Annotated in this window: 8 protein-coding genes and 1 pseudogene; 6 read left to right on the forward strand and 3 right to left on the reverse strand. The window is 74.5% G+C overall.

Going from position 1 to position 10,597, the window contains the following annotated elements; genetic code table 11:
* From AH6_RS38060 to uraH, 3 genes are all read right to left on the reverse strand, one after another.
* The coding region (locus AH6_RS38060; RefSeq protein WP_083983862.1) for a glycerate kinase at nt 1-997 on the reverse strand (997 nt) is incomplete at its 3' end.
* Between the two features lie 70 nt (nt 998-1,067).
* Nucleotides 1,068-2,528: an NCS2 family permease gene (locus AH6_RS38065; RefSeq protein WP_067490471.1), complete on the reverse strand. Its 1,461-nt coding sequence runs from the start codon at nt 2,526-2,528 to the stop codon at nt 1,068-1,070.
* A gap of 179 nt (nt 2,529-2,707) precedes the next feature.
* The gene (gene uraH / locus AH6_RS38070; protein WP_067490477.1) at nt 2,708-3,037 is read right to left on the reverse strand and encodes a hydroxyisourate hydrolase; all 330 of its coding nucleotides are present in this window, start codon (nt 3,035-3,037) and stop codon (nt 2,708-2,710) included.
* 118 nt (nt 3,038-3,155) lie between these two features.
* Here uraH and AH6_RS38075 point away from each other — a divergent pair.
* The 6 genes and pseudogenes from AH6_RS38075 to AH6_RS38100 form a co-directional block, all read left to right on the forward strand.
* Nucleotides 3,156-3,503, forward strand: a pseudogene (locus AH6_RS38075) (PucR family transcriptional regulator); the annotation flags it as partial.
* A 14-nt stretch (nt 3,504-3,517) separates the two neighbouring features.
* Nucleotides 3,518-4,813 (forward strand): helix-turn-helix domain-containing protein, encoded by a 1,296-nt coding sequence (locus AH6_RS38080; protein WP_067490483.1) that lies wholly within the window; start codon nt 3,518-3,520, stop codon nt 4,811-4,813.
* A gap of 75 nt (nt 4,814-4,888) precedes the next feature.
* Complete coding sequence (locus AH6_RS38085) at nt 4,889-5,983, forward strand: DUF5685 family protein (RefSeq protein ID WP_067490485.1); 1,095 nt, start codon at nt 4,889-4,891, stop codon at nt 5,981-5,983.
* A gap of 32 nt (nt 5,984-6,015) precedes the next feature.
* A complete protein-coding gene (locus tag AH6_RS38090) occupies nt 6,016-7,686 on the forward strand; it encodes an AMP-binding protein (protein WP_174555158.1) in 1,671 nt (556 codons plus the stop codon).
* Nucleotides 7,687-7,803: 117 nt separating this feature from the next.
* Complete coding sequence (locus AH6_RS38095; RefSeq protein ID WP_067490488.1) at nt 7,804-8,442, forward strand: copper resistance CopC family protein; 639 nt, start codon at nt 7,804-7,806, stop codon at nt 8,440-8,442.
* 12 nt (nt 8,443-8,454) lie between these two features.
* The gene (locus tag AH6_RS38100; RefSeq protein WP_307190411.1) at nt 8,455-10,512 is read left to right on the forward strand and encodes a bifunctional copper resistance protein CopD/cytochrome c oxidase assembly protein; all 2,058 of its coding nucleotides are present in this window, start codon (nt 8,455-8,457) and stop codon (nt 10,510-10,512) included.
* Nucleotides 10,513-10,597: the final 85 nt, after the last annotated feature.

Here is a 10,597-nt window from a genome sequence, read left to right on the forward strand (position 1 = left end):
GGGCGGCGGCGCGCGCCACCCCGGCCGGGGCGCGGCCGCCGCGCAGCGACCGCACGTCCAGCGCGCCCTCCCCGGTGACGACCAGGTGCGCGCCCCGCGCCTTGCGGGCGAAGCCCAGCAGGTCCAGCATGAGGCCGAGGCCGGGCTCGGGCTTGGCGTCCAGGAAGGTCAGCGCCGCGAACCCCACCCCGCCCGCCGCACCCGCGCCCGCGCGGTCGCGGGCCGTCCGGCGGGCCGCCGACTCGGCGAGGTCGGCCCAGCGGCGCAACCCCGCGTCCAGCGCCCGGATCTCCTCCCGGCCCGCGCCTCGGCGCGCCCCCGGCCCGGCCGCGGGCCCTGCCGTCGCCTGGAGGGCGGCCGCGCCGCCCCGGCCCAGCAGCGGCCCGGCGTCGTCGCCCGCCATGATCACTTCGAGGCGGGACAGGTCGGGCAGCCCGCGCAGGTCCAGCGCGTGCAGCGCGCGCAGCGCCGCCCCGCCGGGCGGCAGGTCCTTGCCGGCGGCGTCCAGCAGCCGCCCGCCGAGCCCCTGCACCAGGCCCGCGCCGCCGTCGGCGCAGGCCCCGCCGCCGAGGCCCAGCACGATGCGCCGGGCGCCCAGCCGCACCGCGTGCGCCAGGAGCTGGCCGGTGCCCAGGCTGGTGGTGGACAGCGGGTGCGGCCGCCCGTCGGGCAGCCGCCGCGTCCCCGACGCCTCGGCCAGCTCCACCACGGCGGTGTCGCCGTCCAGCGCCAGCGCGGCGGTGACCGGATGCCCGGTGGGGCCGCACACCCGGACCTCCACGCGCCGCCACCCGGCGGCGATGGCGGCCTCGGCGGTGCCCTCGCCGCCGTCGGCGACCGGCAGCTCCACCACCGGCACGCCGGGCCGCGCGCGGCGCAGCCCGGCGGCCAGGTGCCGGGCGACGGCCGGGGCGCTCAGCGCCCCGCCGAAGCGGCCGGGCGCGAGCAGGACGTGACCGTGCCGGGGAGGGTCCAGATGATCGTCCGCGGACGCCACAGCCACGCCTTTCACGCCGGGGGGCCGGCCAGGAGGTAAGGCCCTACCTTCTGCTTACGCCATGTCGGCACTATTTGACACCCAGAACCTCCTCGACGACGTTCAAACCGAAATACACGACGAAGATCGCGGCCACGATCCACAACAGCCAGTTCACGTTGCGCCAGCGGCCGAGCGCGGCCTGGATCAGCGCGTAGGACACCAGGCCCGCGCCGATGCCGTTGGTGATCGAGTAGGTGAACGGCATGAACACCACGGTCAGGAACGCCGGGATCGCGATGCCGAGGTCGTCCCAGTCCAGCTTGGCGACCTGCGCCATCATCAGCGCGCCGACCAGTACCAGCGCGGGCGCGGCGGCCTGCGCGGGCACCACCGCCGCCAGCGGGGTCAGGAACAGGGTGACGGTGAACAGCGCGCCGGTGGCGATGTTGGCGAGGCCGGTGCGCGCGCCCTCGCCGACGCCCGCCGCCGACTCCACGAACACGGTGTTGGCCGAGGAGCTGGTGACGCCGCCGAAGGCGGCCGAGACGCCGTCCACGGTCAGGATGCGGCCGAGGCCGGGGACCTGGCCCTTCTCGTCCACCAGGCCCGCCTCGTCGCTGATGCCGAGGATGGTGCCCATCGCGTCGAAGAAGCCCGACAGGACCAGGGTGAACAGCACCACCAGCGCGGTGATGAACCCGGCGCGGCCGAAGCCGCCGAACAGGTCCACCTGGCCGAACAGCCCGAAGTCGGGCATCGCGAAGAAGCTGTCGGGCAGCTCGGGGGTGACCACGCCCCACGAGCCCTTGCCCTGGGCGGGGATAGAGGCGTTGGTCTGGATGATGATGGCGAGCGCGGTCGCGGCGACGATGCTGATCAGGATCGCGCCCGGCACCTTGCGCACGTACAGCGCCATCATCAGGACCAGCGAGAAGGCGAACACCACCGCGGGCCAGGTGGAGAGCTTGCCGCCGACGCCGAGGGCCAGCGGCGGGGAGGTCGCGCTGGAGGTGATGAACCCGGCGTCCACCAGCCCGACCAGGGCGATGAACGCGCCGATGCCGACCGCGATGGCGTGCTTGAGGGCCAGCGGGATCGCGTTCATGATCAGCTCGCGCACGCCGGTCAGCGCCAGCAGCACGATGATCACGCCCTCGATGACCACCAGGCCCATCGCCTGCGGCCAGGTCATCACCGGCGCGGCCTGGAAGGCCACCACCGCGTTGATGCCGAGCCCGGCCGCCAGCGCCATCGGGGTGTTGCCGACCAGGCCCATCACCACGGTGGCGATCGCCGCCGACAGCGCGGTCATCGTGGTGAGCTGCGGGATCGACAGCGTCGCGCCGGTGACGTCCTTGGCCCCGCCCAGGATGATCGGGTTGAGCAGGATGATGTAGGCCATCGCGAAGAACGTGGTGACCCCGCCGCGCAGCTCGCGGGCGACGGTGGTGCCGCGGCCGGTGAGGTCGAAGAACCGGTCCAGCGGGCCGGCGGAGCCCTCGGGGGGCGGCGGCGTGTCCTGGGGTTCGGCGGTCGTGGCGTGCGACATCAGGCGGACTCCGGATTCAGCGGTGCGACCGTGAGCAGTCGTGATCGAAAAATGGCGAGCACAGATTAACTGCCCGTGTTCCGCGACCGGCGAACCGGTGTGCCGCTAGCGGGGACGCCGCCGTTTCGGCTGCTCAGGTGCCCTGCCGCCGCCCTGTGCGCGGCGCCGGGGGCCGCCGCTCAGCTGCCCCGGTAGGTGGAGTAGCCGAACGGGCTCAGCAGCAGCGGCACGTGGTGGTCCTCGCCGGAGTCGGCGGCGGTGAAGATGACGGCGATCTCGGGGTAGAACGTCGCGGTGCCGAGCGCGGCGTAGTAGGGGCCGGTGCCGAAGCGCAGCCGGTAGGGGCCCGCGCCGCCGCTCGCCTCGGGAACGCTCCAGCGGCCGTCGCCATCGGTCTCGCCCTCGGCCAGCGGGCGCCAGGTGTCCCCTTCGTGGCGGTCGAGGCGCACCGCCATGCGCGCGGCGGGGCGGCCGACCTGGGTGTCGAGGACGTGGGTGGACACAGTCATGGCGTAAGTACAGCAGGAGGCGAGCACGGCGCGGAGCAGGAGGGGTGGGCGGAAAGGGGCGTGCCGCGCCCCCCTCCTGCTCCATGCCGGATGCGACCCGCTATAGCCTGCCGTGGTGCGTATGCGAGAGTTGGCGGGCGCGGCCGGTGGCGCGATCGATTCGTACGCGCTGCTGCTGGCCTCGGTGCCCGAGCCGGTGCGCTCCTCCTTCCGCGAGCAGCTGCTCGGCCCGCTGGAGGACTACGACGCCGGACGCAACTCCGACCTCGTGCGCACGCTGGAGGTCTTCCTGGCCTGCTCGGGCTCGTGGAGCCGGACGGCGGCGCGGCTGCACGTCCATGTGAACACCCTGAGGTACCGGATTCGGCGAATCGAGGAACTCACCGGGCGGGATCTGGGCACACTGGAAGATCGAGTCGATTTCTTCCTCGCCCTGCGCGCCGTGCGCCCGGCGAGGACCTCGTAGAGGGTGGTCACAGGATGGATCGGGAGACTCTCGGACAGCGGATCCGGGCGCTGCGCATCCGGCAGGGGGTGAGCCAGGCCCAGCTCGCCTTCCCCGAGCTGTCCGACAGCTACATCTCGCTGATCGAGAGCGACAAGCGGGTGCCGGCGCCCAGCGTCATCGACCTGCTGGCGGCCAAGCTGAACTGCTCGGCGACCTACCTGGTCAGCGGGGTCAGCGAGGACGTGGTGGACGAGCTGCGCGTCACGCTGGACTACGCCGAGATCGCGCTGCGCAACGGCGCGGCGGGCGAGGCCCGCGCCCGGTTCGCCGACGTGCTGGCCAGCGCCGACGCCGTCGCGCTGCCGGAGATGTTGCACCAGGCCCGCTGGGGCCACGCGCTGGCGCTGGAGGCGGCCGGGGAGCTCGCCGAGGCGATCGGCGAGCTGCGCGCGCTGACCGCCGAGGCGTCGGCCGAGGCCGACCTCGACCACTGGGCGCGGGTGCACGTGGCGCTCAGCCGCTGCCTGCGCGAGCGCGGCGACACCAGCGCCGGGGTCGCGGTGGCCGAGGAGGCGCTGCGGCACCTGATCGCCACCGGCGCCGACTCCACCGACGCCGCGGTGCACCTGGGCGCGGCGCTGCTGGCCGCCTTCATCGAGCGCGGCGACCTGGTGCGGGCCCACCAGCTCGCCGCCCAGCTCGTCGAGCGGGCCGAGCGCGTCGGCGGCCCGCGCGCCCGCACCGCCGCCTACTGGGAGGCCGCCTACGTCGCCGAGGTGCGCGGCGAGTACGAGGAGGGCGTCGCGCTCGCCGAGCGCGCCCTGATGCTGGCGGGCGGCGGCGTCGACCAGCGCGACCTCGCCCGGCTGCGGGTCGCCTACGCCGGGCTGCTGCTGCGCGCCCGGCCCGAGGAGGCCGAGCACGCCCGCGACCTGCTGGCCCGCGTCCGCGCCGAGATCAACTCCGGGTCGGCCGGGGAGATCGACGTGGCGCAGTGCTTGACCGAGCTGGCCCGCGCCGAGAACGCGCTCGGCCGTCCCGGCGCGGCGGTCGCGCTGGCCGAGGAGGCGCTGGAGCTGCTGGGGGAGGAGCCGCGCCGGGCCGCCGCCGCGGCGCTCACCGCGCTCGGCGAGGCGTGCGTGCGGCGCGGCGACCGGGACCGCGCCGTCGAGGCGCTGACCCGCGCGGCCACCTGCCTGGAGGAGATGGAGTCCTCCCGGGAGGCGGCGCAGGCGTGGTTCGACCTGGCCGAGCTGCTGGCCGAGACCGAGGCGGAGGAGCCCCGGATGGCGGCCTACCGGCGCGCGCTGACCTGCGTCGGGGTCTAGCGCCGGGGAACCGCCCCGCCGGTGATCGCGTCAGTGGCATGATGTCGCGATCGTCGAGCGGGGGAGAAGTCCTGAATGTTCGGTGTCGTCCGGCCCTGCCGCCACGTGTTGTGCGGGTCGTTGTTCGAGGACTGGATGGCGCACCTGTGCGGGTTGTGCCTGACCCTGCGGTCCGAGCACGGCCAGGCCGCCCGCCTGGTGACCAACTACGACGGCCTGCTGGTGTCGGTGCTGGTGGAGGCGCAGGCCCCGGACCGGTCGCCGCGCCGTAAGGCCGGGCCGTGCGCGCTGCGCGGCATGAAGGGCGCGCGGGTGGTAGCGGCCCGCGCCGACGGCGCGCGGCTCGCCGCCGCCGCGTCCCTGCTGCTGGCGGCGGGCCGCACCCGCGACCACGTCGCCGACGGGGACGGCCCGTACGCCCGCCGCCTGGTCGCGGCCGCCGCCGGGCGCATGGCCGACCGCTGGGACGCCGCCGGGGCCGCCACCGGCGCGTCGGTCGGCTTCGACCCGGCGGTGCTGCGCGACGCCGTCGCCCGGCAGCCGCTGCTGGAGAGCGCGGGCGGGCTGGGCCTGCTGGAGCTGACCGAGCCCACCGAGACCGCCGTCGCGGCCGTGTTCGCGCACACCGCCGTGCTGGCGGGCCGCGAGCACAACGCCGAGACGCTGGCCGAGGCGGGCCGCTTCTTCGGGCGGCTCGCCCACCTGCTCGACGCCGTCGAGGACCTCGCCGAGGACGGGGCGGCGGGCGCGTTCAACCCGCTGCTCGCCACCGGCACGGCCCCGGCCGAGGCCCGCCGGCACTGCGACGACGCCCTGCACGGCCTGCGGCTCGCCGTCGCCGACCTGGACCTGGCCGACCGGAAGCTGGTGCGCGCCCTGCTGGACCGCGAGGTGCGCCGCTCGGTCGAGCGCGCCTTCGCGAGCGCGCCCGAGGCCCGGCACGGCGTGCGTCCCCCGCGCCCCGGCTTCCCGGTCCCGTGCTTCACCGGGTCGGCGGTGTGCGCCACCTGCGGCCTGTGGCAGCCGGAGTGGAGCGCCCACTACACCGCCGACTGCTCGGACCGGTGCTGGTGCAGCCGGCACTGCGACGGGAGCTGCGACGGCTGCTGCGAGTGCTGCGACTGTTGCGACTGCTGCGACGACTGCGGGTGCGACTGCGGCTGCTCTTGACCAAGCGACCGTTTGGGTGACACGCTCGCGGCGTGCCGGACGCGATCTTCGCCGAACTGCTGCTGGACCGGGCCGCCGACGACCACACCGGGCTGCGCTTCGAGGAGCGGACCCACACCTGGGCCGAGGTCGTCGCGGCGGCCTCGGCCAGGGCGGCACTGCCGCCGGAGCTCTGCCCGGAGCCGCCGGACCGGCCCCGGCACGTCGGGATGCTGCTGGAGAACGTGCCCGAGCACGTCTTCTGGATCGGCGCGGCGGCCCTGTCCGGCGCCACCGCCGTCGGCATCAACCCGACCCGGCGCGGCGCGGAGCTGGCCGCCGACATCCGGCACACCGACTGCGACCTGATCGTCACCGACACCGCCCACGCGCCCCTGCTCGACGGCCTGGACACCGGCGTCCCGCCCGGCCGCGTCCTGCTCACCGACACCCCGGCCTACGCCGCCGCCCTCCCGGCGGACCCGCCCCCGCCCGACCTCACCGGCCTCACCCCCGCCGACCGCCTGCTGCTGCTGTTCACCTCCGGCTCCACCGGCGCGCCCAAGGCGGTGGCGTGCAGCCAGGGACGGCTGGCCGCCATCGCCGAACGCGCCGCCCAGATGACGATCACCCGCGACGCGGTGACCTACTGCGCGATGCCGCTGTTCCACGGCAACGCCGTCATGGCGAACCTGGCGATGGCCGTGCACGCCGGGGCGACGGTGGTGCTGCGCCGCCGCTTCTCGGCGTCGGGCTTCCTGCCCGACGTGCGCCGCCACGGCGTGACCTACTTCAACTACGTGGGCCGCGCCCTGGCCTACGTCCTCGCCACCCCCGAAGCCCCGGACGACGCCGACAACACGCTCCGGGCCGCGTTCGGCACCGAGGCGTCGGCCCAGGACATGGCACGCTTCGGCACCCGCTTCGGCTGCCAGATCATCGAGGGCTACGGCTCCAGCGAGGGCGCGATCTCCCTGCGCAAGACGCCCGAGACGCCGCCCGACGCCCTCGGCGTGCCCCAGCCCGGCATCGAGGTCGCGATCCTGGACCCGGACACCGGCACCGAACGCCCGCCCGCCCGCTTCGACGCCGCGGGCGGCCTGCTGAACGCCGACGAGGCCATCGGCGAGATCGTCGGCCTCAACGTGGCCGCCGCGTTCGAGGGTTACTACAACAACCCCGAGGCCGACGCCGAACGTGTCCGCGACGGCCGCTACTGGAGCGGCGACCTCGGCTACCGCGACGCCGACGGCTACTTCTACTTCGCCGGACGCGGCGCGGACCGGCTGCGGGTGGACAGCGAGAACTTCGCCGCCGCCCCCGTCGAACGCATCCTGGCCCGCTGGCCGGCCGTGGTGATGTGCGCCGTCTACCCGGTGCCCGACCCCCGGACCGGCGACCAGGTGATGGCGGCCCTGGAACTGCACGGCGACTTCGACCCGACGGCCTTCGCGGCCTTCCTGGCGGCCCAGCCGGACCTGGGCACCAAATGGGCACCCCGCTTCGTCCGGACAGTCCCCGCGATGCCGCTGACCGCGACCGGCAAAGTGGACAAACGCCCCCTACGCCGAGCCCACTGGACCGAAGCCGAAGGGGAACGGCCCACGATCTGGTGGCGCCCCACCCGCACCCTGACCTACGAGCCATTGACCCAGGCCCAGGCGGCGGACCTGCGCAAGAAGTTCGAGGAACACGGCCGCACCCACACCCTCGACACCCTGTGATCCATCGGTCAGTGCGCGTCCGGAAGGCGGGCTCTCCGCCCCCGGGCCTGCCCACGGCGCGTTCTCAGTAGGGTAGGTGAGGCCCTTCAAACCTATTCTGGAGATTTCCGGCCTCCCATGATGATCAACAAACTGCGGTCGCCGCTGCGCCGCCTCGGCCTGCTCGCCGCCCTCGTCACGGCGTTCGGCATGGTGTTCGCCGCGCCCGCGCTCGCGCACACGCGGCTGGTCAGCAGCACGCCCGGCAAGGACGCCACGGCCGCCTCGGTCTCCGAGGTCAAGCTCGTGTTCAGCGACAAGATCAGCGTCGCGAAGGTGCTGGTCAAGGACGTCCAGGGCAAGGAGTTCCAGCAGGGCGAGGCCGTGCGGCAGGGCCCGAACGTCACGCAGAAGCTGGCGGGTCCGCTGCCCGCCGGCGAGTACACCGTCTCCTACGCGGTGGTCGGCGAGGACGGGCACCGTATCGAGAAGACCGACCTGAGCTTCACCGCCGAGGGCGGCGAGGCGCCGGGCGGCGGGAACCTGGAGACCGCCGAGGCCAAGTCGGACTCGCCGGTCGAGGAGAAGACCGGGCCGCTGGAGGAGACCACCGACGAGCCCGCCGCCGGGAAGAAGGCCGCCGAGAAGAAGTCCGACGACTCCGGCTCCGGCCTGGTGTGGGTCATGGTCGGCGGCGGCGTGCTGATCGGCATCGTGATCGGCCTGGTGATCGTGTTCCGCGCCAAGCGCAAGCACCCGGCGGGCAAGGGCGAATGAGGGTGACCGGCGGTGAGTGAGGGCACGGTGTCCGGCGGCCTGCCGCGCGTGGTGCGGACGGCGGCGGTGGCGCTGGCCGCCGCGATCGGCGTCATGGTCGCCGGGCTGGTGCTGGGCGGCGCGGTCGCCGAGAAGGTGATCCCCGGGCTCGGCGACGCCGGGGCGGTGACGCGCTGGGGGCTGCCGGTCTCGCGGCTGCTGATGGACCTGGGCGCCGCCGTCACGGTGGGCGCGCTGCTGGCGGGCTTCGCGCTGCTGCCCCTGGAGGGCGGCAGGGGCGGGGCGCGCCTGTCGGCGGCCGCCGTCGGGTACGTGCGGGCCGCGTCGTGGCTGGCGGCCGCCTGGGCCGCCGCCGCGGCGGCCACGCTGGTGTTCACCGTCGCCGACGTGCTCGGCCAGCCGGTCGGCGAGGTCGTCACCGGCAGCGAGCTGAGCAGCTACGTGGGCCAGCTCCCGCAGGGCACCGCGCTGATGCTGGTGGTGCTGCTGACGGTGGTGGTGGCGCTGCTGGCGCGCACCACCGTCGCCCCGGCGGGCGTCGCCGGGCTGCTGGTGTTGTCGATGGCCGCGCTGCTGCCGCCGCCGCTCACCGGCCACTCGGCCTCGGCCGCCAACCACTCGGTCGCGGTGACCGGCGTGGCGCTGCACGTGCTGGCGGTCGCGCCGTGGGTGGGCGGCCTGGCGGTGCTGGGCGCGCACGCGCTGGGCGGCCGCGCCCGGCTGGACGTCATGGCCGACCGGTTCAGCCGGATGGCGCTGTGGTGCTACGTTGTGGTCGGCGCGAGCGGCCTGGTCAACGTGATCGCCCGGCTGCCCGACCCGGCCGAGATGGTGAACACCGACTACGGGCGGCTGGCCCTCGGCAAGATCGTGTTCTTCGCGGTGCTGGGCTGGTTCGGCTGGTGGCACCGGGGCCGCACGCTCCCGGCGCTGGCCGAGCGCAAACCGTGGGCGTTCACCCGGCTGGCGGCCGTCGAGGTGACGGTGATGGCGGCGACGATGGGCCTGGCGGTGGCGCTGGCCCGCACCGCGCCGCCCGCCCCCGCCGAGGAGGAGAGCCCGGTCAAGGCCCTCATCGGCTACGACATGCCCCCGGCGATCACGCCCGGACGGCTGGCCACGCTGTGGACCTTCGACTTCTTCTTCGCGACCCTGGTGATCGTGCTGGCCGGGGTGTACCTGGCCGGGGTGTTGCGGTTGCGGCGGCGCGGCGACTCCTGGCCGGTCATGCGGACCGTCGCCTGGTTCGTCGGGCTGCTCAGCATCGTGATCGTCACCCAGACCGGCGTGGCCCGGTACGCGCCGGTGTTGTTCAGCGTGCACATGGTGCAGCACATGGTGCTGAACATGCTCACGCCGATCTTCCTGGTGATGGGCGCGCCGGTCACGCTGGCGCTGCGCGCGCTGCGGCCCGCCAGGATCCGGGGCGACCGGGGGCCGCGCGAGTGGCTGACGGCGCTGCTGCACAGCCGGTACGTGGCGTTCATCGCGCACCCGGCGGTCGCGACGATCATCTTCGTGGCCAGCACCTTCGCGCTGTACTTCACGCCGCTGTTCGAGGCCGCCATGCGCAACCACCTCGGGCACATCGCGATGATGGTGCACTTCTTCGCGGCCGGGTCGCTCTTCTTCTGGGTGCTGATCGGCGTGGACCCGGCGCCGCGCAAGCTGCCCTACCCGGGCCGCATCCTGCTGCTGTTCGTGACGATGCCGTTCCACGCGTTCTTCGGCATCGCGCTGATGAACCTCGGCCAGCCCCTGGCGCGCGGCTGGTACACCGCCGTGCACCCCGAGTGGGCCGTGTCGGTCCTGCGCGACCAGCACACCGGCGGCGCGATCGCCTGGGGCTTCGGGGAGATCCCGACGTTCATCGTGCTGATCGTGCTGGCGTTCCAGTGGTTCTTCGACGACCAGCGGCAGGCCAAGCGCGAGGACCGGCGGGCCGACCGCGCGGCGGCGCGCGGCGAGAAGGGCGCGGGCGACGACGAGCTGGCCGCCTACAACGCCCGCCTGGCCAAGCTCGCCGAGCGCGACACCGACAAGGCGGGCGGCACGACCGGCGCGGACTAGGGCCTGTCTCAAAGACCTCAGCCGTCGCGCGAGTGCCTAACTGTCCCGGCGGGGCGATGCCGGAGGCGAGCCCCGTCGGGACAGA

The sequence above is a fragment of the Actinomadura hibisca NBRC 15177 genome (assembly GCF_001552635.1).
GTDB classification, from domain to species: domain Bacteria; phylum Actinomycetota; class Actinomycetes; order Streptosporangiales; family Streptosporangiaceae; genus Spirillospora; species Spirillospora hibisca.

What these genes read in the sequence shown, in the direction of transcription:
- AH6_RS38065 (WP_067490471.1), bottom strand. Translation starts at nt 2,528, where the DNA reads ATGTCGCACGCCACGACCGCCGAACCCCAGGACACGCCGCCGCCCCCC.
- uraH (WP_067490477.1), bottom strand. Translation starts at nt 3,037, where the DNA reads ATGACTGTGTCCACCCACGTCCTCGACACCCAGGTCGGCCGCCCCGCC.
- AH6_RS38080 (WP_067490483.1), top strand. Translation starts at nt 3,518, where the DNA reads ATGGATCGGGAGACTCTCGGACAGCGGATCCGGGCGCTGCGCATCCGG.
- AH6_RS38085 (WP_067490485.1), top strand. Translation starts at nt 4,889, where the DNA reads ATGTTCGGTGTCGTCCGGCCCTGCCGCCACGTGTTGTGCGGGTCGTTG.
- AH6_RS38095 (WP_067490488.1), top strand. Translation starts at nt 7,804, where the DNA reads ATGATGATCAACAAACTGCGGTCGCCGCTGCGCCGCCTCGGCCTGCTC.